Annotated in this window: 24 protein-coding genes, 1 other RNA gene and 1 pseudogene; 6 read left to right on the forward strand and 20 right to left on the reverse strand. The window is 33.3% G+C overall.

The genetic code is table 11. From position 1 onward, the window contains the following. The 5 genes from QI155_RS09850 to QI155_RS09870 form a co-directional block, all read right to left on the reverse strand. Nucleotides 1–289 (reverse strand): hypothetical protein (locus QI155_RS09850; RefSeq protein WP_281321525.1); only part of this gene is annotated, 289 nt, incomplete at its 3' end. Between the two features lies 1 nt (nt 290). Then, nucleotides 291–821, reverse strand: a complete 531-nt coding sequence (locus tag QI155_RS09855) for a thermonuclease family protein (protein WP_281321526.1) — start codon at nt 819–821, stop codon at nt 291–293. Then, nucleotides 808–1,224, reverse strand: a complete 417-nt coding sequence (locus QI155_RS09860) for a hypothetical protein (protein ID WP_281321527.1) — start codon at nt 1,222–1,224, stop codon at nt 808–810. Before QI155_RS09860 ends, QI155_RS09855 begins: the two co-directional genes overlap by 14 nt. Nucleotides 1,225–1,246: 22 nt before the next feature. Then, nucleotides 1,247–1,867: a site-specific integrase gene (locus QI155_RS09865; RefSeq protein WP_281321528.1), complete on the reverse strand. Its 621-nt coding sequence runs from the start codon at nt 1,865–1,867 to the stop codon at nt 1,247–1,249. A gap of 286 nt (nt 1,868–2,153) precedes the next feature. After that, entirely contained in the window at nt 2,154–4,034 is a 1,881-nt protein-coding gene (locus QI155_RS09870) for an ATP-dependent helicase (protein ID WP_281321529.1), read from the reverse strand. Nucleotides 4,035–4,107: 73 nt separating this feature from the next. On the opposite strand from QI155_RS09870, the gene QI155_RS09875 reads away from it, so the two are divergent. From QI155_RS09875 to rnc, 5 genes are all read left to right on the forward strand, one after another. Next, on the forward strand, nt 4,108–4,350 hold the full coding sequence (locus tag QI155_RS09875) for a hypothetical protein (RefSeq protein ID WP_281321530.1): 243 nt from the start codon (nt 4,108–4,110) through the stop codon (nt 4,348–4,350). Nucleotides 4,351–4,772: 422 nt separating this feature from the next. Continuing rightward, nucleotides 4,773–5,510 (forward strand): 3-oxoacyl-[acyl-carrier-protein] reductase, encoded by a 738-nt coding sequence (fabG, locus tag QI155_RS09880; protein WP_068860052.1) that lies wholly within the window; start codon nt 4,773–4,775, stop codon nt 5,508–5,510. A gap of 52 nt (nt 5,511–5,562) precedes the next feature. Then, complete coding sequence (gene acpP / locus QI155_RS09885; protein WP_068860054.1) at nt 5,563–5,799, forward strand: acyl carrier protein; 237 nt, start codon at nt 5,563–5,565, stop codon at nt 5,797–5,799. A 6-nt stretch (nt 5,800–5,805) separates the two neighbouring features. Then, complete coding sequence (gene fabF, locus QI155_RS09890; protein ID WP_068860060.1) at nt 5,806–7,053, forward strand: beta-ketoacyl-ACP synthase II; 1,248 nt, start codon at nt 5,806–5,808, stop codon at nt 7,051–7,053. Beyond that, nucleotides 7,016–7,540 carry a ribonuclease III gene (gene rnc, locus QI155_RS09895; protein ID WP_068860062.1) on the forward strand — a complete coding sequence of 175 codons (525 nt, stop codon included), beginning with the start codon at nt 7,016–7,018 and terminating at the stop codon, nt 7,538–7,540. Before fabF ends, rnc begins: the two co-directional genes overlap by 38 nt. Here the strand turns inward: rnc and coaD are convergent. From coaD to QI155_RS09920, 5 genes are read right to left on the reverse strand one after another with little or no spacing between them, the layout of a single operon-like run. Then, nucleotides 7,452–7,937 carry a pantetheine-phosphate adenylyltransferase gene (gene coaD / locus QI155_RS09900; RefSeq protein WP_068860064.1) on the reverse strand — a complete coding sequence of 162 codons (486 nt, stop codon included), beginning with the start codon at nt 7,935–7,937 and terminating at the stop codon, nt 7,452–7,454. The genes rnc and coaD overlap by 89 nt on opposite strands. Further along, a complete protein-coding gene (gene rsmD / locus QI155_RS09905; RefSeq protein ID WP_083200075.1) occupies nt 7,934–8,455 on the reverse strand; it encodes a 16S rRNA (guanine(966)-N(2))-methyltransferase RsmD in 522 nt (173 codons plus the stop codon). The genes coaD and rsmD overlap by 4 nt, the downstream gene beginning before the upstream one ends. Beyond that, complete coding sequence (purN, locus tag QI155_RS09910; RefSeq protein ID WP_068860066.1) at nt 8,452–9,102, reverse strand: phosphoribosylglycinamide formyltransferase; 651 nt, start codon at nt 9,100–9,102, stop codon at nt 8,452–8,454. Before purN ends, rsmD begins: the two co-directional genes overlap by 4 nt. A 1-nt stretch (nt 9,103) precedes the next feature. Further along, entirely contained in the window at nt 9,104–10,126 is a 1,023-nt protein-coding gene (gene hemE, locus QI155_RS09915) for a uroporphyrinogen decarboxylase (protein ID WP_068860068.1), read from the reverse strand. After that, on the reverse strand, nt 10,107–11,180 hold the full coding sequence (locus QI155_RS09920; protein WP_281321531.1) for a radical SAM protein: 1,074 nt from the start codon (nt 11,178–11,180) through the stop codon (nt 10,107–10,109). The genes hemE and QI155_RS09920 overlap by 20 nt, the downstream gene beginning before the upstream one ends. A 110-nt stretch (nt 11,181–11,290) precedes the next feature. Here QI155_RS09920 and QI155_RS09925 point away from each other — a divergent pair, with 110 nt between their 5' ends. Further along, nucleotides 11,291–12,064, forward strand: a complete 774-nt coding sequence (locus QI155_RS09925; protein ID WP_068860075.1) for an L-histidine N(alpha)-methyltransferase — start codon at nt 11,291–11,293, stop codon at nt 12,062–12,064. Here the strand turns inward: QI155_RS09925 and rnr are convergent. The 10 genes and pseudogenes from rnr to QI155_RS09970 all read right to left on the reverse strand — a co-directional run bounded on the left by rnr (nt 12,024) and on the right by QI155_RS09970 (nt 22,244). Continuing rightward, complete coding sequence (gene rnr, locus QI155_RS09930; RefSeq protein WP_281321532.1) at nt 12,024–14,111, reverse strand: ribonuclease R; 2,088 nt, start codon at nt 14,109–14,111, stop codon at nt 12,024–12,026. The two genes, QI155_RS09925 and rnr, sit on opposite strands and share 41 nt — an antisense overlap. Further along, nucleotides 14,108–14,845 carry a helix-turn-helix domain-containing protein gene (locus QI155_RS09935; protein WP_281321533.1) on the reverse strand — a complete coding sequence of 246 codons (738 nt, stop codon included), beginning with the start codon at nt 14,843–14,845 and terminating at the stop codon, nt 14,108–14,110. Before QI155_RS09935 ends, rnr begins: the two co-directional genes overlap by 4 nt. After that, entirely contained in the window at nt 14,838–15,434 is a 597-nt protein-coding gene (gene recR, locus QI155_RS09940; RefSeq protein WP_281321534.1) for a recombination mediator RecR, read from the reverse strand. The genes QI155_RS09935 and recR overlap by 8 nt, the downstream gene beginning before the upstream one ends. Beyond that, the gene (locus tag QI155_RS09945) at nt 15,431–15,775 is read right to left on the reverse strand and encodes a YbaB/EbfC family nucleoid-associated protein (RefSeq protein WP_068860083.1); all 345 of its coding nucleotides are present in this window, start codon (nt 15,773–15,775) and stop codon (nt 15,431–15,433) included. The genes recR and QI155_RS09945 overlap by 4 nt, the downstream gene beginning before the upstream one ends. Then, nucleotides 15,768–17,309: a DNA polymerase III subunit gamma/tau gene (gene dnaX, locus QI155_RS09950; protein ID WP_281321535.1), complete on the reverse strand. Its 1,542-nt coding sequence runs from the start codon at nt 17,307–17,309 to the stop codon at nt 15,768–15,770. Before dnaX ends, QI155_RS09945 begins: the two co-directional genes overlap by 8 nt. 14 nt (nt 17,310–17,323) lie before the next feature. After that, nucleotides 17,324–17,422, reverse strand: an RNA gene (gene ffs, locus QI155_RS09955) — signal recognition particle sRNA small type. A gap of 139 nt (nt 17,423–17,561) precedes the next feature. Beyond that, nucleotides 17,562–19,694: pseudogene (topA, locus tag QI155_RS11085) on the reverse strand (type I DNA topoisomerase); the annotation flags it as partial. Beyond that, entirely contained in the window at nt 19,685–19,960 is a 276-nt protein-coding gene (locus QI155_RS09960) for a hypothetical protein (protein ID WP_068860087.1), read from the reverse strand. The pseudogene topA and the gene QI155_RS09960, both read right to left, overlap by 10 nt. Then, the gene (dprA, locus tag QI155_RS09965; protein ID WP_068860089.1) at nt 19,961–21,061 is read right to left on the reverse strand and encodes a DNA-processing protein DprA; all 1,101 of its coding nucleotides are present in this window, start codon (nt 21,059–21,061) and stop codon (nt 19,961–19,963) included. After that, nucleotides 21,054–22,244, reverse strand: coding sequence for an argininosuccinate synthase (locus QI155_RS09970; RefSeq protein WP_068860091.1), 1,191 nt, complete (start codon nt 22,242–22,244; stop codon nt 21,054–21,056). The genes dprA and QI155_RS09970 overlap by 8 nt, the downstream gene beginning before the upstream one ends. Nucleotides 22,245–22,969: the final 725 nt, after the last annotated feature.

The raw sequence follows: 22,969 nt of genomic DNA on the forward strand, positions 1-22,969 counted from the left end.
GTTCTATTCCTATAATTCCAGAATGATCAACAATAGCTCTGTCTATAGTGTACCTACCAATCTTAAATTGTGAGATAATTTGAGAAACGTTTTCTTTGGTTTGTATTAAGCTTCTAAATACATTAAATAATTCTTCTGTTTGTGTTTCTGGTCTTGCCGAAAGTATTGCCTGAAAATAGTTTTGAACTTCTTTAGTTTTAAAATTTGGTTTGTATAATTTTTGAAATATTTGTAAATCGTAAAGTTGTTTTAAATCTTCAAGAAAATCCTCAAAATATGATGGGATCATGTTACCTATTCCTTTTTCTCCACTCCCATGGTGGTGTTGGATTATTCTGTTGCCATAATCCTAACTTTTGCTTCCTTGCCTGTTTTTCTGCTTCGTAGAATTCACTTGCATAGGGTCTGTCCAGATACTCTGTATAAGCCCATGCCATGCCTCTTTTTACCTGTTCAAGATTTATGTTGACACCATTATACCATACATAAGCAACTACTCTACCATATCGGTCTATATCCTTAACATCAAGTTTTACTGTTTTGTTGCCAATCATATCTTTAAGAGATAGCCTTGCATCCTCACCATATGCTTGTCTCTTCTCAGGAGCATCAATACCACGCATACGAACAGAGACAGTGCCGTCTTTGTGGAGTTTAGCACCAAAAAGGAACTTTTCAGGTAGACAGTGAAAAGTATCGCCATCAAGAACTCTGGTTACATTACAGGTTATCTGAGAGGCAAAACAATGTGCCGTAAGAAATAAAATCAAGAATACAACAGAATAAATGAAAGATAAAGCTGTGATTTTATTTTGTTTCATTTGATTCTCCTGCTGGATTTGAGGCATTAACCTGCTGTTCTGGTTCTTTTAATTCTTTTGCATTGTCCTGCTGTTCTTGAGAATAGCTCTTGACTTTAGGCTTACACTTACATCCATCCTGAATGAGTTCAGCCAGAGAAGTCCCACCAGTATTAAAATTTGGTTTTGCTGAAAAAAACTGAAATGGCAGGGTTAAAACACCAAAAATGTTGATTATAGTTTTTAAAGTATCTCTCGGCGGACATACACAATCGTAGTCATCTGTTTCGTAAAGACTTGAAGCACTTTGCTCCTGAGAACTCTGTTCACAACCTCCTGCAATACATCCGGGGTCAATGGCATAAACAGCAGAGGATGACATAAAGAAAAGTAAAGTTAGAAAGACAACAACTTTTCTGAGCATGATTTCCTCCTTAGCTGTTATATCAAAGTAAGCCTTTAGCCCTCATCAATCCCTGTATCTCAATATTACTGTATCTCAAATACATTGCAGTTGTATTTAAACTTGCATGCCCCATAAGTTGCTGGACCGCTGTAACAGGAATACCTGCTCTCAAAAGTTCTATCGCTCTTGTATGCCTTAAAACATGTGGATGTGAAATGTCAGACGGAATACCTGCTTTTCTGCAGATTTCTTTAAATACAGTGAAAAAATTATTTCTCTCTATTTTAAAAATTTTACCTTCTAAAGAGGGATATATTTTCACAGTTCTCAGATATTCAGAGATAAGCCTGTCAGGAATGGGGATAATTCTATACTGTCCTTTTTTCTTGCCAGTTCTTTTGAGTGTGATAAGCCTTACTGTTGAGTTTCTGAAATTTATATCACGGGTTTCATTAATGTTTAAAACTTCTGAGATTCTTGCTCCTGTGTATCTCAGGAATAAAAATACAAGCCAGTATCTTACCCTTACGATACCTCTCTTTTCCTTAAACCATTTCTGAAATTCTACAGTAAGTCTGTTTAGTTCATCCTCTGTGAGATGGTATATTTCTCCTTCCTGTGGGGAGGGTATAAGAGAGGAATTATTTTTTATAGCAAGCATTGCAATATGTTAACAGAAATGTTATAAACAGTCAAGACCAGAATGGATAATTTTTAGGGATAAGGGTGAAAAATTAGTGCTTAACTATAACAAAATAAAGGTTTTGTTATAGTTAAGCTTTTCCTATTATCTGAATAGTTACATTTAATATCCCAGTTAAAATTTTCTCATCTAATTCAATATTTGTTCTACGCATAATCAAATCTCCTTTAAATTATACACATATTATATCATTTTTTTGTGTATGACATAAAATATTTATATCCTTTTTATTTATTGATGAATTCTATGTCACGCATACTTTTTGCTGAGTCAAATTTCGCAATACTTGCTCTGTATGCCTGAAAAAAATCCCCGGAGATGAGCCTTCCAGTTTTCCAAATCTTTTTCTGCTCCAGCATGCACTCAAATAAAGTTCTCTTTTTGCTCTGGTCACAGCGACATAAAACAATCTTATTTCCTCATCAAGCTTCTCTGGTTCTTCGCTGTTTCTTTTATCCGGGAAAATCTCTGCCTCAAGAGATGGTAAAAAAACTACATCAAATTCAAGTCCTTTTGCAGCATGCACGGTCATCAGCTTTACAGCGTTTCTCTCTTTTCTTTCCTCTGTTAGAAGAAAACTGTCAAGAAAATCTCTGAAAGAATTGTAATTTTTCAAAATTTCGTGAAGTTCTACTAAAGTTGCATATCTGTCTTCTGCATCATCTTTATGTTTTTCTTTTAAATAATCAATATAATTTGTATTTTTAACTACAAACCTTAAAGCCTCTGAAGGGGTATTGAGTAAAAAACGAGTATATTCTATGATTTTTATAAACTTTAATATCTCCTCTGCTTTTTTATTTTTCTTCTTGCTTGCATATATTTTTAAAGCATGCAAATAATCAAATGCCTTAATATCAAGTATCTCCTGAAGCGTCTTTTCACCAATTCCTCTCGTTGGTGTAGTTATTGCTCTCTCAAAAGATGTAAAGTCAAGATGATTATGTGCAAATTTAAGATATGAAAGAGTATCCTTTACCTCTGCTCTCTGAAAAAAATCATAATCATCAAGATCATCAAAAATTATGTTATTTTTTCTCAGCACTTCCTTGATTGCAGGTTTAACATATCTTGCCCTTACAAGAATTGCTATCTCTTTTGGTTCTGTCTTCTGAAACGCTACTTTAATGTTGTCTGCAATCCACTGCGACTCTTCATATTCGCTGTTAAATTCTCTTATTTTTATTAAACCTTCATCATTTCTTATACATTCAAGCTCAAGAACAAAACTTTTCCATTTTTCATCAATTAGTTCTGAAATGCTGTTTGCTACATGAAGAATAAACCTGCTACTTCTATAATTTTCTTTAAGTTTTATCTTATGGGGATTATAATCTCTTATAAATCTGAGAATATTATCAACAACTGCTCCCCTGAAGGAATAAATACTCTGCTGGGGATCACCAACAGCTGTTATATTCCCATTTCTTGTTATTGACCTTACAATTTGATACTGAATTGGAGAAGTATCCTGAAATTCATCTACGAGAATGTAATCAAATCTTTCCTTATAGAAATTGCATATTTCTGTATTAGAGAGAAGTCTGCCTGCAAGGAGCTGAATGTTGTCAAAATCAACAGCATTGCAATCTATTAGAGCCTGTTCATAAAGTCTGAAAATTTCATACTCTCTATAATCTCTGAAACCGGAAGGCTTAATTTCACCATACTGCTTTAAATAAGAAATTCTGCCAAATAACTTTCCCCTGTCAGTGTCATTTTCACCATAATATTTTTCTTTGCAAATAGTTTTAAATAGTGAAAACGAATCATCATCGTCATAAACAACAAAATCCTCTTTAAGACCATTGCAAAGCAGCTTCACATGTTCCCTTAAAACCTTGAGGCAGAAACTGTGAAAGGTTGAAATCCATTTTGATTCAATTCCGGTTAATTTTCTGACCCTTTCTTTCATCTCGTTGGCAGCTTTTTTAGTGAAAGTAATTGCAAGAATCCTGTAAGGAGAAAAACCTGTCTGAATAAGATTAGCTATTTTATAGGTAATAACTCTTGTTTTACCCGAACCAGCACCAGCAATTACAAGAAGAGGCTTGTGAACAAACTCAACAGCCTTTAATTGAGAAGAGTTAAGCTTTTTGTAGGCTAATAAATTCAGATTTTTCACAAGAAAATATTACTTTTCCACTAAAAGTAATATTAGGTAATCAAAATAAAAGATATAGAAAGGATTAATGACTATGGCAGTTTTCCCGATAAAAAGAAAAAATATCAATGCATGTCAGCAATGCGGAACAGAAACAGATAAATTTTACATCTGGGCACAAAATAGAAGGGAAGCCCATATTAAAGCTAACAAAATAATTATGAAACAGGGGAAACTTCTCTGCTGGGAGTGCTTTAAAAAGTGGCTATGGAAAAAGCAGGAAAAATACCAGAGGAAACAGGAAATTAACTTTTCTTCCTCAGTCACAAAAATGTGACTAAATTGTGACTAAAGGGGGGTAAAAATGCACAATTTTCACTCTGACAAATCAAGCATACAAGCCATTTCTTGATTTTAAACTTCCTTTGCACGCAGGAGGTCGTGGGTTCGAATCCCTTCACCTCCACTTTATTTTTAAACTGTTCAAAGACTTACAGAAACTTGGTTCTCAATATTATAAAGTTAATATATGAGAAAAACTATTTAACCTTATAAAAATCTCTAAATTTTTACTGAAGCCTTTTAAAATTCTCTCAACCCATTATACATAAATAAATCTTTATAAACAGCCAACAGCCTCAAACAATCTTAATTTCTATAATTGTATATTGTAACCACAAAATCCAATTAAAAGGTGGAATTTTTAATGAGAAATTTTTTATAATTTTATTTTTAGAAGTCTTAATAAGGAGGTATTTTATGAAAGGGCATACAGCTGTAATTACGGGCTCTTCAAGAGGAATTGGTAGAACAACAGCAGAAGAGTTTGCAAAAAGAGGTGTAAACATTGTTATTGTTGATATAGATGAAGAAAGGGCAAAACAATCAGCTGAAGAAATTAAGAGTCAGTTTGGCGTTGAAACATTAGGTTTAAAAGCCGATGTTTCTAATGCAGAGGATGTTAAAACATTATTTGAGGAATCTTTAAAAAAATTTGGTAAAATTGAAATCCTTGTTAATAATGCGGGGATAACTAAGGATAATTTACTTATAAGAATGAAAGATGAGGAATGGGATGCTGTTTTGAACATTAATTTAAAGGGTGCATTCCTTTGCTCCAGAGAAGCTATTAAAGGTATGTCAAAAATTAAATATGGTAGAATAATAAATATTGCTTCGGTAGTTGCTTTTACAGGAAATCCTGGGCAAGTTAATTATTCAGCATCAAAGGCAGGGCTTATTGGATTGACAAAAACATTAGCTAAGGAGTATGCTTCTCGTGGAATAACTGTTAATGCTGTTGCACCGGGTTTTATTCAGACAGCAATGACTGAAAAATTACCTGAAAAAGTAAAAGAAGAAATGTTAAGAACAATTCCTCTTCAGAGGTTTGGAACAACAATGGATGTAGCAAATGCTATAATATTTTTGGCTTTGCCAGAATCAGGATATATAACAGGTCAAGTTATCCATGTAAATGGCGGAATGTATATGTAACTTTATTATGAAAACAAGAAGTCATTCTCAAAGAAAAAACAGGAGGTAAGGAATGGTAGAAGAGAAAGTAAAAGAAATTATTGCTAAACAACTTGGAGTAGATGTATCCCAGGTTACTCCAGAGGCATCTTTTGTTGAAGACCTTGGTGCAGATTCCCTTGATACTGTTGAACTTGTAATGGCTTTTGAAGAAGCCTTTGGTATCGAGATCCCCGATGAAGATGCTGAAAAAATAGGGAAAGTAAAAGATGCAATAGAATACATAAAAAACAAAACAGGTCAGGCATAATAATCCATGTCTAAAAGAAGAGTTGTAGTTACCGGGCTGGGGATGGTTTCCCCACTCGGTTCAGATGTTCAATCATCATGGAAAGCAATCCTTGAAGGTAAATCTGGAGTTGGTTATATTACCCATTTTGATGCAAAAGATTATCCAGTAAAAATCGCTGCTCAGGTAAAAGATTTCGATCCGACTAAATATATAGAGCCAAAGGAAGTTAAAAAAATGGATAGATTTATCCATTTTGCAATTGCAGCTACTCAAATGGCTCTGGAGGATTCTAATTTAAAGATAACTTCTGAGAATTCTGAAAGAATTGGAATAGTTATTGGTTCAGGAATGGGTGGACTTCCAGCTATTGAGTATTATCATCAGATATTACTTGAGAAGGGTTGGAAAAGGGTAAGTCCCTTTTTTATTCCTATGGTTATTGTAAATCTTGCAGCTGGACAGATATCTATAAGATATGGTATTAAAGGTCCTAATCTTGCTGTAACTACTGCCTGTGCTACAGGAAATCATTCCATAGGAGAAGCCTTCAGAATGATTCAATATGGCGATGCCGATGTAATGATCGCAGGAGGAGCTGAAGCTGTTATTACACCAATGGCAGTTGCGGGCTTTTCTATTATGAGAGCCTTGTCAACAAGAAACGATGAACCCGAAAGGGCAAGTAGACCCTTTGATATTGATAGAGATGGCTTTGTAATGGGTGAAGGATCTGGAATTATTATTTTAGAAGAATTGGAGCATGCAATAAAAAGGGGAGCTAAAATTTATGCAGAACTTGTTGGATATGGTATGACTTCAGATGCCTATCATATAACAGCGCCTGCACCAGAGGGTGAAGGTGGCGCAAGATGCATGAAAATGGCTCTTAACGATGCTAAATTATTGCCAGAGGAAATAGATTATATAAATGCCCATGGAACATCTACAAAACAGGGGGATGAACTTGAAACACAGGCAATTAAAACAATTTTTGGAGAACATGCCTATAAACTTTGTGTAAGTTCAACCAAATCAATGACTGGACATCTTCTCGGTGCTGCCGGAGGTGTTGAAGCAATTTTTACAATTTTAAGTATTTATGAAGATATCATACCTCCAACAATAAATCTTGATAATCCTGATCCAGAATGTGATTTAGATTATGTACCCTATAAGGCAAGAAAAAAACAGGTAAGGTGCGCCATGACAAATTCCTTTGGTTTTGGTGGAACGAATGCATCTTTGGTCTTTAGAAAATTTACAGGAATTTGAGAGCCTTATAGGATATAAATTTAAAAATCCCTATCTAATTATCCAGGCATTAACCCACAGCTCCTATGCTAATGAAAATTATGTTCCTTCAAATGAACGACTTGAATTTCTTGGAGATATTGTATTAGGATTTGTTATTTCTGAATATCTTTATAATCATTCACCGCAGCTAAATGAAGCAGAAATGTCCCAAATAAGGTCTTATCTTGTTTGTAAAAAATCTCTCTCCAAAGTAGCAAGAAAACTTTTTATAGGCAAATTTATTTTCCTCGGTAAGGGAGAAAGATTGAGCGGTGGCGAAAATAAAGACTCTATTCTTGCTGATGTAATGGAAGCATTGATAGGAGCCATCTATATTGATGGCGGGATAGAAAATGTAAGAAACTTTTTGTTAAGAATTATTTCTGAAACTTTTGCTTCAGAGCCTTTTCAACAATGGGGGGAACAAGACTTTTTACAGAACCTCCAAAGTATGCAATCTCTTTAACAAGACTTGATGAAAGAAAAGAGTATTCCTCAGATGGCATTAGAAATACTGTTTCAATATCCTTGAAAAGTCTTCTATTGGCATGGGCAAGTTGAAGCTCAAATTCATAATCTGACACAGCTCTTAATCCTCTTACAATTGCAACTGCGCCTTTTTGTTTTACAAATTTTACCAATAAACCATCAAAGGCTTCTATTTTTAAATTATCAAGCTCTTTTGTAGATTCCTCAATTAAATTAATTCTTTCTTCTATGTGAAATATTGGGCTCTTTTTATAGCTTGATACAGCAACTGCAACAATGAGTTCATCAAAAATTTTAAGAGCTCTTTTAATCACGTCCAAATGTCCATTGGTTATTGGGTCAAAGGTTCCTGGATATACACCAACTTTTTTCATTCTTTCCTCCTGTATATAGTTAAAAGTGTATCACCATAACGATAACATTTATGAATTTTTAAATCCTTTAAGTTTTCTTTTAATGACTCCTTTTTGTGATGCTGTAAAATTAATATTCCATCTTCTTTCAAAATATTTTTTTTATCTAAGATTTTGAAAATTCTATCTAATTCCCCAGATTCATAAGGAGGATCTGCAAAAATTACATCATATTGTATTAAAGTTTCTTGAAGAAACTTCACTGTATCCAAATTATAAATTCTTGCTCTTTCAAAGATTTTATTTTTCTGAAGGGAGTTTTTTATAAAAATACAAAGTACAGGGTCTCTTTCTACAAAAATAACTTCCTTAGCTCCTCTTTTCAAAGCCTCTAAACCAACAAAACCTTTACCTGCGTAAAGATCTACGAAAGTTTTGCCTTCAACATTCTGTAAGATATCAAAAATAGCCTTTCTAACCAAAGCAGGAGTAGGTCTAACTGTTTGTTTTTTTATAGCTCGGACATCAGAACTCTTCATTGTCTTATCTCTGGATTTGAAAAGGATATTTCAGGTAAATTGTAATTCAAAATTTTTACCTTTCTACCTTCAACTTTGAGTCTGCCCTCAGCAAAGAGCCTTATTGCTTCGGGGAATATTTTATGTTCAAGTTTAAGAATTCTTTCTGATAGAGTTTCCTCTGTATCCTCAGGATGAACAGGTACAGCAGCCTGAATAATTATAGGACCTGTATCTACTCCTTCATCAACAAAATGGACAGTACAACCACTTATTCTTACTCCATAATCAACTGCCTGTTTCTGCCCATGTAAGCCTGGAAAGGATGGAAGCAAAGCAGGATGAATATTCATAATTTTGTTTGGAAAAGCATCAAGAAGAGGTTTTTTAACAATTCTCATAAATCCAGCTAAAATAACAAGTTCTACACCCCTTGCAATTAATTCATCTCTTATCTTTTCATAAAAGGCTTCCTTTGATGGAAACTCTTTTGGATTAATATAAAGATATGAAATCCCATGTTTTTTAGCTCTCTCAATAGCATAGGCATTAGGATTGTCAACTATTAGAATTTCTATTTTTGCCGGAATTTTTCCTGCTTCAATTTCATCAATTATTGCTTGAAAATTAGAACCTCTTCCTGAGGCTAAAACTCCTATTTTAAGCATATTAAACCTCCCCCTCAAACTTAAATTCATGAATAAAATCAACAAGTTTTTTCAATCTTTCAACAGAGGTATTGATATTTACTCCATGCCCTAAATTAAAAATATGAGATTTTGCAAACCTTCCATCCTTAAGTATTAATTCAGCCCTTTTAAATAACTCTTCTTCACTGCCTAAGAGGGTAAGAGGATCAAGATTACCTTGCATAACTTTATCACTAATTAATTTTGTTGCCTCTCTTAAATTAATTCTCCAGTCAAGACTTATTACATCTGCAATTAAATCATTTATATGTTTTGCAAGTCCTGCTAAATTTGGGCAAAAGTATATAATTGGAACATTTCTTTTTAAGTTTTCAATAATTTTTTTTACATAGGGCTTACAAAAGATTTCATAGTCAAAGGGTGAAAGAATTCCTGCCCACGTATCAAATATTTGTATAGCATGAACACCTGCTTCAATTTGTTCATTTAGATAGATAAATGTGGCTTCTGTAAGAATCTCCATAAGATTGTGGAAATTGTCAGGTTCAGAAAACATAAATCTTTTTGTGTCTACAAAATCTTTTGATGAACTTCCTTCAATAACATAGGTTGCTAAAGTAAATGGAGAAGCAGAAAAACCTATCAAAGGAACATCAAGTTCTTTAATAAGAATTTTTATGGTTTTAAAAACAAATTCAATTTTTTCTAATTCAAAGTTTTTCAAATATCCTAAATGATCACCTGTCTTTACAGAAGGTGTAACTTTTGGTCCGATATTCTCTATGAAATCTATTTTTAATCCCATTGCTTCAAGGGGGATAAGAATATCAGAAAAAAGAATAGCTGCATCGACATTTAAAATCCTTATAGGTTGCATTGTAATTTCTGCAGAAATTTCTGGAGTTTTACACATTGTAAGAAAATCATATTTTTGTCTAATTTTTTGATACTCAGGCATATATCTTCCTGCCTGTCGCATAAACCATACAGGAGTATAATCTGTTTTAATACCTCTGCAAGCTTTAAGAAAAGTGTCCCTCAATGTGCCTCCTTGGAATATATTTACAATAGGGATCTTCTTCCATGTAATCATCTTTTAAACAATATGCCCTGGCTCTACAACCTCCACAAACATTAAGATATTCACATACACCGCAGCGACCTTTATAGGAAGAAAAGTTTCGTAAGTTTTTTAGAAGTTCCGAGTTTTCCCATATATCTTTGAATGATTGTTTTTTAATGTTTCCTGCTGGAATGGGAAAATAACTACATGGCATTACATCGCCATCAACATTTATAAGACAGATTAACTGTCCTGCAATACATCCCTTTGACCCTCCTGTAGAAAATTTTAGTGTCCTTCTTTCAAATTTTTCCCCTTCCTTTTTTGACCTTTCCAAAATGATTCTATAATACTGAGGTGCACAGGTTGGTCTTACAAGTATATCCTTTTCATTTTTTTCCATATCATAATGCCAGTTAAGGATTTTTTCATAGTCTTCACGATTAATGAGTTCATTTATTAATTCTTCTGCTCTACCTGTTGGAACAATCATGAACATATACCATGCTGTAGCACCAAGCTCTTTTGCAAGTTTGTAGACTTCTGGAATTGTATTTTGATTACGTTTGGTAAAGGAAGAATTAATCAAAAAAGGTATATCGTATTTTTTAAAAAGTTTAGCTGCATTGACAGTTGCCTTGAAGGCACCTTTTTGTTTACGAAAATCATCATGGATATCTTCATTTGGTCCATCAAGACTTAAAGAAACCATCTTAATATCAACTTCTTTTAATTTTTGGCAGATTTCATCATTAACCAAAGTTCCATTTGTAGCAAGACAGACCCTTAACCCTTTTTGAGTGCCGTATTTTGCTATTTCAAAAAAATCTTTTCTTAATAGAGGTTCTCCACCAGTAAGAACCGTAACAGGTTTTGCAAAGGAAGTTATATCATCTATTATTCTTAGGCATTCCTCTGTCTTAGGGTCTGGATGGTCATTGACAACTTCTTCAGAAGAGGATCTGCAATGAATGCAGTGAAGATTGCACCTTCTTGTAATCTCCCAGGCTATCCATTTAGGTTCAAATTGCATTTAAGTATTATAACTTAAAATAATGGATTTTCTCTTCTAACCTTACATAAAGGCAGTAATTTTCAATTGTTAATTTTATAAAGTCTCTGTTTTCTGTTAAACTTAAATAAATGAAAGGTATAGGGTTTTATTTTGATAAAGCAGTTAATACCTATGAAAAGGCAGGTAATATTCAAAAAAAAGTAGCAATTAAACTTGCTCAATCAGTAAAAGAAGGTTTTTATCCTACAGTTGTAGAAATAGGCAGTGGAAAGGGCTTTATAACTGACCTGCTTATAAAAAAAATTTCCTACAATCGATATATCAACATCGATATATCCTATGAATTCTTAAAAAGACTTAAAAGTAGATTCAATGAAAAATCCCTTTTTATTAATGCGAAGGCTGAACAATTGCCTTTAAAAGAAGGTATTGCAAATCTTATAGTTAGTTCTTCCTCTTTGCACTGGATTGAAGAACCAGAAAGGGTTTTTAATAAGTTGTTTAATCTTATGGAAGTAAATGGCAGATTTTATTTTTCCATTTTTCTCTCAGGTTCTCTTGCTGAACTTAAAAAAGCTTCTGAAATATCTAATTTTGGGTCAGTTTTTCCACTTAAGTCTTCCCAATTTTATATTGACTTATTAAACTCAATCAATTGTATTAAGTGGCAGTTTTCAATTGAAATATATAGAGAGATTTTTCCAACTGTCAAGGATTTTCTCCTTTCCCATAAACTTACAGGAACAAATTTCACCAAGAATAAAAAATTTTCTGGTAAGGAATCCTATGCAAAATTTTGTACTATTTATAAGGAAATGTTCAGTAATCATGAAGGAGTCTATGCTACTTATGAAGTTTTATTTATAGAAGGTCAAAAAGTATCTCCCTGTCTTCAATACTGACTTTTGACACTCTAACTTTAAGTTGTGTACCAATGGTAAATTTTCTCTTTTTTTTAAGTCCAACGAGGCAGTATCTCTTTTCATCAAATTGATAAAAATCATCAATCATATGAGATAAATGAAGAAATCCTTCAATATAAAAATCATCAAGCCTAACCCTTAATCCCTCAGGAGTAACCATTGTAACCCTTCCATCAAAATCTTCACCTAATTTGTCTTTCATAAACCAAACTCTCATTATTTGTATGGAATCTCTTTCAATACTGTCAGCTCTTCGTTCCATTCTTGAGCTGTGAATGGCTATGTCTGGTAAAATCTTCTCTAATTCTTTTATTCTTTCTTTTCCGAGCTTGCCTTTTTGTAAGAATTCTTTAAGAATTCTATGAACAATAAGATCTGGATATCTTCTTATGGGAGAGGTAAAATGCGTATAACATTGAGATGCAAGACCAAAATGTCCAACATTTTCAGGACTGTATCTTGCCTGTTTCAGGCTTCTTAAAATCAAATAGTTAACAATTTCTTCATAGGGAGCACCCTTTATCAATTCAATAAACTCATGAAATTGCTTTGGCTTTAAATCTTCCTTTAATAATCCTAAATTTTTTATTATTTTCGTCAGATACTGGATTTTGTTTGCCTCAGGTTCTTCATGGACTCTATATAAAGAAGGAATTTTATGGGAATATAAAAATTCTGCTACAGCTTCATTGGCTGCTATCATAAATTCTTCGATTATAAAATGAGCAATGTTTCTTTCAGCTTTGACAATTGCTTGAGGATCTCCTTTTATATCTAAAAGTACTTCTGGTTCAGGGAGATCAAAATCAAGACTCCCTCTTTGTTTCCTCTTATTTTTCAATATCTCGCATAACTCAGCCATATTCTCAAAGTGCGGAATCAAAGGTTTGTACCTTTTAATTTCTTCTTTATCCCTGTCAATTAAAATCTTTTTTACAGATGTATAAGTCATCCTTTCCATTGTCTTAATTATGCTTGGATAAAAGGTGGCTTCTTTTCTTTCCCCAGACCTTTCAAAATGCATTTCTACTGTGAATGTAAGCCTTGGCGTTTTTGGAAGAAGACTGCATATATTTTCACTCAACTCTGGTGGAAGCATTGGAATAACTCTATCAGGGAAATAAACACTTGTTCCCCTTTGTCTTGCCTCAATATCAAGAGGTGAATCCCATTTTACATAATGGCTTACATCAGCTATATGAACCCATAGCTTAAACCCATTCTTTGTTTTCATAATTGATACTGCATCATCAAAGTCTTTTGCAGACTCTCCATCAATTGTTACTGTTGGAAGGTCTTTTAGGTCAACTCTATTTTTCATACTTCTATTAGAAATTCCTTTGTTAGAAATCTCTTTTGCCGAGGTTATTACTGAAGGTGGAAATTTTTTGGGTAAATCATATTCATAGATTAAGATTTCTATATCTTCTTTTGGAGATTTAGGTTTTTCAAAGGTTTTCAATATTTTTGCTACTAATGGTGCATTACCTGTTTTATAAGTAATGATTTCTGCAAGTACAAGATCTCCTTGTTTTGGTTTAGGGCTATCAGGGGATACTAATATTTGTTGAGGAATTGTTCTTTTTCTTGGTTGGATATATAAAATTGGACCAGATTTTTCTATAATTCCTACAACCTTTTTTATGGCTCTTTCAAGAATTCTTATTATTCTACCTTCTCTCTTTCTTCTTTGTTCTACCCTTGCAACTACCCTATCACCATGCATTGCTCCCATAGTAGCATGGGGTGGAATAAAAATGTCTGTTTCTTTTGGAGAATCAGGGATTACAAAACCATATCCTTCTTTGTGGGCTTCAAAAAATCCAGTGATTAATTTTGCTTCTGTAACAGTAAGATAGAGACCCTTTCTGTTTCGAATTACTTTGCCTTCGTCAATAAGGTTTTTTAAGATTTTCTTTAATTTTTTTCTTTCTGAAGATTTTAAAGAAAAGGCATCGGATATTTCTTTAAAATTTACTGGTCTTCCTGAATGTTTTATAAATTCTAATATTTTTTCTGAATTCAATTTTTATCCTCAGGAAGTCTTAAATATACAACTTGTCCTTTTTCACCAAGACTACCAAGGTCTTTACCATTAAAGAAAACTTTTACCCCTCCTGCATTTCCAATATGAATGTGGAAAAATTTGGAAGCCTTTAGATCAATCTTTTGCCCAGGATTTAATAAAAATTCTCTTTTTTCTTTTTCATCTATTGTAATTCTCATCCAAACTTTGTCAGTGGCTTCAATTATGAGATTTTGTTCCTCTTGTTTGTCCGTTGTCTTCGTTACATCTGTTTGTTGTAAATTTTCTGCTGCTTTTGGTGTTTCCTCTTTTTTCATTTCAATATTAACAGGTGGTGGAGGAGGAATATTATCCTTATGCCATGTTTTTGAAATTAACAATATCAGAATAATTACCAAAGCTATAATTAATCCCGCATTTATCCATTTTTGTTTGGGCTTTGGTAAAAAATGCTTTTTTTCTTTTTTTTCAATTTTGGGCAATTCTATAATATCAGGCTTAGATTTTTTTGATTTTAAATAATTTTCATATTCCCTTAGTATTTGCTGAGGATCAACACCGAGTAATTCTGAATAAATTTTTATATATGAACGAGTATAAACTTCTATAGGAAGCTCGTCAAATTTGCCTTCTTCTATTGCTATTAGATAACTTTTCTTTATTTTGGTAATTTCTGCTATCTCTTCTATGGATTTACCTAACTGTAATCTTTTATTTTTTAGTTCTTCAGACATTAATTGGTTTCCTTCCTTCTAATGCCTTTAAAAGAGTGACCTCATCGGCAAACTCTATGTCAATGCCTATTGGAAGTCCATAGGCAATGCGGGAAACTTTAATTTTATACTTTTTTAAAATGTCTGCGATCCATTGAGCAGTAAGCTCCCCTTTTGTATTTGGACTTGTTGCAATAATTACTTCTTCAATTTGTCCTGTCTTTACTCTTTCCTCAAGCTCTTTTATTTTTAACTTTTCTGCAGTAATTCCGTCATTTGGAGAGAAAGTTCCACCCAAAACATGATAAACTCCTTTGTATCCTGTTTTTTCTATTAAAACAATGTTGCTTGGCTCTTCTACAACACAAATTATAGAATGTTGCCTTTCAGGATTATTACAGATGTTACATTTTTCATTTTGAGTAATATTAAAACAAACAGAACAATACCTTGCATTTTTTTTTAGATTAATGATAGAGTCAGCTATTTGAAGAGCTTCCTTTTCTTCCATTGACATTATAAAAAAAGCAAGTCTTTGAGCAGTTTTTCTGCCAATACCTGGAAGTTTACAAAGGTTTTCAATAAGATTTTCTAAGGGATTTAATTTCATAGTTTGCCGAATAGACTACTTAAATCAGGCATTCCTGGTAAATTAAAAGGCATTGATACTTTTGCCATTTCTGATTGAGCAAGTTCGTGAGCCCTTTTTAATGCTTCATTTACTGCTGCAAGCACTAAATCTTCTAACATCTCAACATCATCGGGATTGACTACTTCTTTATCAATCTTTATTGAAACAATCTGCCCAGCACCATTTGCCTGTACAACTACCATTCCACCACCTGAAGAGGCTTCAACAGTCATTTTTTTTACTTCTTCCTGTTTACGCTGAATCTCTTCCTGAATTTTTTGTGCCTGCCTCATTATTTCACCAAACATTTTCTTAGACATTGTTTCCTCCTTTTTTAGGTGTTATCTTATATATTCTTCCTTCAAAAAGCTGAAGTGCCTGTTTAACCAAAGGATTATTAATTGCTTCCTGTTTGACATCTTTTCTTTTAATTTCTTTTTCATGTATAGTTATCTTAACATCAGGAATAAATTCTTTCAAGAGTCCCTGAATTTCTAAAATTCCTTCTCTTACTGAATCAGCATATAGGGATGCACCACCGTTGTAAATTAGTTTAATTTCATTGTTATCAAACTTAAACTCCGCATGTTTTATTTTCATAGCAAGAACATGATTTTGATTTTCAAGTTTTTCTATGAATTCTGACCATTTATCAACAATATTTCCTGTAGATTTATCTTGAGACTTATCTTGATTTTTATCGACTATTAATTCTCTTTCTTCATCTGTTTGTCCTTTATTCTTCAATTGTTCTATTGTTTTATTTATTGATTTAAAATGGGAAAGCAGACTAAGTCTTAAGAGAGTGACTTCTAAGATAATTCGTGGAAAAAGAGAAGTTTTAACAAAAGGTTCAGCATTGATTAACTCTTTTAACAAAAGAATTAGATGTTCTTCAGATGTTACTCTGCATAGATTTTCAAGGAGTTGTGATTGAGATTCACTTACATTTATCCTGTAATTACCAGTAATTTTTGCGACAAGCAAATTTCTTAAAAATTGAATCAAATCTCTGACTAAAATTTTAAAATCTATTCCTTTGTCATTAAGCTCTTCTATTATTTTGACAATGTTATGTTTATCACCATTAATTATTTGATTTACAATTTCATGTAAAATACTGTAATCTATACTTCCAATTAGTAAAATTAGATTATCTGTAGTAATTTCATCTGAAAAAGAACTTATTTGGTCAAGCATAGTGAGGGCATCTCTCATACTTCCTTCAGAATAAGAGGCTATCATATAAAGGGCTTCTTCATTGGCTTTAATTCCCTCTTGTTCGCAGATAAATTTTAATCTTTCTTTTATTAGTTCAATGGGAATTCTTTTAAATTGTAAATGTTGGCATCTACTTAAAACTGTTATTGGAATTTTCCTTGGTTCTGTTGTTGCAAGAACAAAAACTACATGGGAAGGAGGTTCTTCAAGAGTTTTAAGAAAGGCATTGAAGGCTGCCTGACTAAGCATATGGGCTTCATCTATTATGTAAACTTTATAATTACCTTCAGCAGAGGCATATCTAACATTTTCTCTTAAGTCTCTAATGTTTTCAACAGATGTATGGCTTGCTGCATCAATTTCTATTACACTCATTGCTTTGCCTTCCCTAATTGAAAGACATGAAGAACAGTTATCGCAGGGAGAATTTTCTCTTTGAACACAGTTTAAAGCCTTTGCTAAAATTCTTGCTGTTGAGGTCTTGCCAACTCCTTTTGGCCCTGAAAAAACATAAGCATGAGAGACTTTACCTGTTTTGAGAGAATTCTGAAGTATCCTGACAATAATTTCTTGCCCTATGAGGTCAGAAAATTTTTGAGGTCTGTATTTTCTCGCAAGTCCAAGATAAGCCATTTTTTCACCTAAAAAAGGGACCGACTTACTGCGGCACACAGAATTAGATGCTTACCGTTGCTTCCTTCCGGACCTGGCGGGGTTCACATCCTTCTGTTGCGCAGGGTCGGTCCCAGCTTCCGTACTTTTTATTTTAACTTTACATTGCTTATTATGGCAAACAAAATATTCATTTCCGTTTTTATCATTAATTTTCAACATATAATCGGCACCGCACTTAGGGCATTTCATTGATATTGGTTCATAGGAGAATGTATACTTACAATTTGGATAATTTGAACAAGCCCAGAAAATACGACCCTTTTTTGTTTGCCTTTTTAAGATATCACTACCACATTGAGTACATTTTATTTCTGCCTTTATTGATTCAGTATAATTACACTTTGGATAGGATGAACAGGCAATAAACTCTCCCTTTTTGCTTTTTCTTATTAAGAGTTCAGAACCACATTTAGGACATTTTTTACCTGTAGAAACAGCATTTGATTCTTTTTCATCTTTTCCATTAGTTAGTGATTTTGTGTTTCTACATTCAGGATAACCAGAGCAAGCTAAAAAGGGTAAACCTTTACTCCAACGAATTACCATCTCTTTACCGCATTTTTCGCATGTAACAGTTGTTTTAATCTCCTTTGGTTTTGTTCTCTTTGAAATAGTTGAAGCTTCTGTTAAATCTTTCTCGAATTCTCTATAGAATTCTTCCACAACTTTATCCCATTGGGCTTCATTAGATGATATTTTATCTAAGTTTTCTTCCATTTTTGCAGTAAAGTTATAATCCATAAGTTCAGGAAATTTCTCTTCAAGAAGGTCATTAACAACAAAACCAAGATAGGTGGGATAAAGCTTTTGTTTAAGTTTTTTTACATATCCCTTTTCTTGAATAGTGCTTAATATAGTTGCATAGGTAGAAGGTCTTCCAATACCTTTTTCTTCTAATGCTTTAACCAAAGTTGCCTCTGTGTATCTGGGAGGAGGCTCTGTGGAATGCTTTTCTGCATCTATCTGTATTAATTTTAGATTAGAATTTTCCTTGAGCAAAGGAAGTATTTTATCATCTTCCTCTTCTTCATCTTTATAGAGTATTAAGAAACCAGGGAAAACAACAACAGAACCAGAAACACGAAATTGAGCAATTTTTTCAGGATCTTCAATTATATATGTTGTTTGTTCTATTTCAGCTGGAGCCATTTGACTTGCAATAAATCTATCCCAAATTAATTTATATAGAAGAAATTGTTCCTTTGAAAGATATGGTTTGACAGACTCAGGATTTTTATCAGGATAAGTTGGTCTTATACATTCGTGGGCATCCTGCATAGCTATATCTGGTTTTTTATTCTTTGCTGTTTGAGTACCAACAAAATTTTTACCGAAGTTTTTTTCAATAATCTCTTTTGCCCACTTTTTTGCCTCCTCAGCAACCCTTACAGAATCTGTTCTCATATATGTAATAAGTCCTACAGAACTACCCTTTATCTCTACACCTTCATAAAGTTGTTGAGCAATCATCATGGTTTTTTTAGGATTAAATCCAAGCAGGCTTGAAGCTTGTGCTTGAAGTGTTACTGTTCTGAATGGTTCAGGCGGATTTCTTTTTCTTCTTTTCTTTTCAACTTTGGCAAGAATATAGTTTAATGCTCTAAGTTCTTCAACTATTCTATTAGCTGTAGCTTCGTCTTTAATTAAAAATTCATTTTCTTTTCTATCAATTACAAGTTTGTTTCTGTATTTATAAAGATTGGCAATTAAGTTTACATTTTCTCCATTGGCATAAGAAAATTTTCCTGTGATACTCCAATAATCCTGAGGCTGGAAGGTGAGAATTTCCTTCTCTCTTTCAACTACCATTCTTAAAGCAACTGATTGAACCCTCCCTGCGCTCAATCCACCTTTTACCTTTTTCCAAAGAAAAGGACTTAAGTTGTAACCAACTAATCTATCAAGAATTCTTCTTGCCTGCTGGGAATAAACTTTATTAATATCTATTTTAGATGGATTTTCAATGGCTGATTTTACTGCATTTGGCGTTATTTCATGAAATATAGCTCTATAAACTTTATCATTAGGAACTTTTATTTCTTCAAATATATGATATGCTATGGCTTCACCTTCTCTGTCAGGGTCTGTTGCTATGTAAATCTTAGAAGCTTTTTTAGCAGATTCTCTTAATTCTTTTACGATTTTTTCCTTTCCTGGAATTAAAATATACTCTGGCTGAAATCCATTGTTTATGTCTACTCCGAGACGATCCTCTGGAAGATCTTTAATATGCCCAACAGAGGCTTTAACTTGAAAATCATTGCCTAAAATTTTATTTATAGTTTTAGCCTTTGCGGGAGATTCAACAATTAATAAATTTTTAAATTTTTCTTTTAATTCCATATGATCTGTTTCCCTTTGCTAAAAATGAAACTGTATATATCATCCTCATGTAAATCTGTTTCCCTCATTAATAAATATACAAGTAAAGCTCTAATCATATCTATCTCCTCTGTATCAAGTAGTTCAGTTCCTTCAATAAAATTGAGTTCTTCTTTTACCTGATGCCAGTCTATATCAAAGAGAGAAAAATCACTTAATGCGTCGTCATTATAGTCATTATCAATAAGCTGTCTTGCAAGAACCCTTAAAAAATCAAGCAGCTTCATCTAAATCCTCCTAACATATTTACCTTCAAATCGTGTAATTAATCCTTTTATTTCGAGCTTTAATAAAATTTCAAGAATCCTTGATATACTAAGCTCTGTATTTATTACAATCTCGTCTAAGTTTAATGGTCTATCGAGTAAACTAAATATAGCATTTTCTTCATCAGTTAAATCAACTTTAATGGTTGACTCCAATGAAATAAAAGACTCTTTTAATGATGGAATAAAGGGTTTAATTTCTTCAAGTATGTCCTCAATTTTTTGTACCAGCTTTGCTCCTTTTTTTATTAAAAAGTTGGTCCCTTCTGAATTTTTTGAAGTAATATTTCCCGGTACTGCAAATACTTCTCTTCCTTGTTCAAGGGCAAGTTTTGCAGTTATTAAAGCACCAGAATTTGTTGTCGCCTCTGTAACTAATGTTCCAACTGTCATACCACTTATTATTCTATTTCTTTTTGGGAAATTTTCTCTTTTTGGCGGAGTTTCAGGATAAAACTCACTTAGAATTGCACCACTTTGTGTTATTTGTTCAGAGAGTTTTTTATTTTCAGGAGGATAAATTTTTAAAATACCGCTTCCTAAGACAGCAATTGTTCTACCCTGTGCAGATAGGGCAGATAAATGGGCAACAGAGTCAATACCTCTTGCAAGTCCGCTTACAATAGTGATGCCACAGGAGGCAAGTTCAAAGGCAAATTTTTCAGTAACTCTTTTACCATAATCACTTAACTGTCTTGAGCCAACCACTGCTAATCCAAAATTGTCTTGAGGTAAAAGCATACCTTTACAAAATAAAACTACAGGGGGGTCATAGATTTCCTTCAAAAGTTGTGGATAAGATTCATCATTAATTGACAATATCTTGATCTGTTTTTTTTCACATTGATTAGTCAAATCATCTATTTTTTGCCAGTTGCTAAAACTCTTTATTTTCTTTGCAGTGTCTAATTTAATACCTGTTAAAGACGCTATTTCTTCTGGTTCTGAATAAAATACTTTGATAGCGCTCCCGAAGGTCTGTATAATTTTTCTGATTGATACAGAACCTAAATCCTTTATCTCTAATAAAGCAAGAATATGTCTGATTTCTTCTTTATTCAATTATTCTCTTTGCCAGCTTTAGTCTCAATGAATTGATTTTAATAAAACCTTCTGCATCTTGTTGATTATAAATCTGGTCCTTTTCAAAGGTTGCAAGTTCAGCAGAATAAAGGGAATAGAGTGAACGTCTACCTGTAACAATACAATTGCCTTTGTAGAGTTTAAGCCTTACTGTGCCTGTTACATTTTTTTGAGTTTCATCTATGAATTTTTGTAAAGCAATTCTCTCTGGAGAAAACCAATAACCGTAATAAATTAATTCAGCATACTTAGGAATTAAGCTATCTCTTATGTGAAGAAGTTCTCTATCTAATGTTATTGATTCAATTGCTCTATGGGCAATATGTAAAACTGTTCCACCCGGTGTTTCATATACTCCTCTTGATTTTATTCCTACATAACGGTTTTCGACAATATCAACTCTTCCAATACCATTTTCTCCTGCTATTTTATTTAATCTTTTAAGCAATTCCGCAGGGGAAAGTCTCTCACCATTTAAAGATACCGGATTTCCATTTTCATATTCAATTTCTATATATAGAGGGTTGTCTGGAGCTTTTTCAGGTGGAATAACCATTTTATACATATCCTGAGGAGGTTCATTCCAAGGGTCCTCAAGAATGCCTCCTTCGTAACTTATATGAAATAGATTCTGATCTATACTGTAAGGTTTTTCCTTAGTCGCTCCAACAGGAATCCCCTGTTTTTCAGCATATTCAATAAGTGAACTACGGGAGTCAAACTCCCATATTCTCCATGGAGCTATTACTTTTATATCTGGTTTTAGGGCATAATAAGTAAGTTCAAATCTAACTTGATCATTTCCTTTTCCAGTTGCTCCATGAGCAACAAAATCCGCATTTTCTTTTATAGCTATCTCAATTTGTTTTTTAGCAATTAATGGTCTTGCAATAGATGTTCCCATTAAATAACCAGCCTCATATACAGCATTAGCTCTTAACATAGGGAAAACAAAATCTCTTACAAATTCCTCTTTTAAATCTTCTATATATACTTTAGATGCTCCTGTTTTTTTTGCTTTTTCAGCAATTTCATCTAAATCTTCTTCCTGTCCAATGTCTGCACAGAAAGCAATAACCTCTGCATTATATTTTTCTTGTAACCACTTAATTGCAACTGAGGTATCAAGTCCACCTGAATAGGCTAAAACAATTTTATTCATGAAAAAACCTCCCTTTTAATAAATTGAATTTTTAAGTTTTATTTTAACAGATTAGACAAAAGCTTTGTTCAATGATTTTAATAAACTTGAAATTTTAATGAGTCAAAGCTGTCTTGAGTGATTTTGTTATTCTTTCGCTTCGCCTAAGACACTGTCTGAAGGATAACAAAGGATCTTATACCGATTTCTGTCATTCTAAACGAAGCGTAAGCTAAGTTAAGAATCTCCAACCTATTTATAATCGGAATGAGATCCTTCGCCTTCGGCTCAGGATGACAGAAAAAGAAAAGCAAAATGACAGAAAAGGGAGGGGATTCTTCGGCACAGCGTGCCTCAGAAGGACCTTCTTTCATTTGTCACCCTGAGGGACGAAGTCCCGAAGGGTCTCATTCTTTTGAAAAAGGAGGGGATTCTTCTCCTTCGCTATCGCTCAGGGTCACAGAATGACCCCCTTTTTGTCATCGTATTCCGAGGGGTTCAATACCCCGAGGCGCTGTCCTGAGCAGAGCGAAGGAACTCTCTCAGAAATAAGGATGAGATTCTTCGCCTTCGGCTCAGAATGACGGAAAACAGAGGGGATTCTTCACTCCGCTATCGCTCTGTTCAGAATGACCCCTTTTTTGTCACCCTGAGGTGTAAGCCGAAGGGTCTCATTCCTTTGAGAAAAGAGAGGATTCTTCACTTCGCTATCGCTTCGTTAAGAATGACAAAAAAAGGGGTAGAAT

The sequence above is a fragment of the Thermodesulfovibrio sp. 1176 genome, from assembly GCF_029946585.1.
Lineage (GTDB): Bacteria > Nitrospirota > Thermodesulfovibrionia > Thermodesulfovibrionales > Thermodesulfovibrionaceae > Thermodesulfovibrio.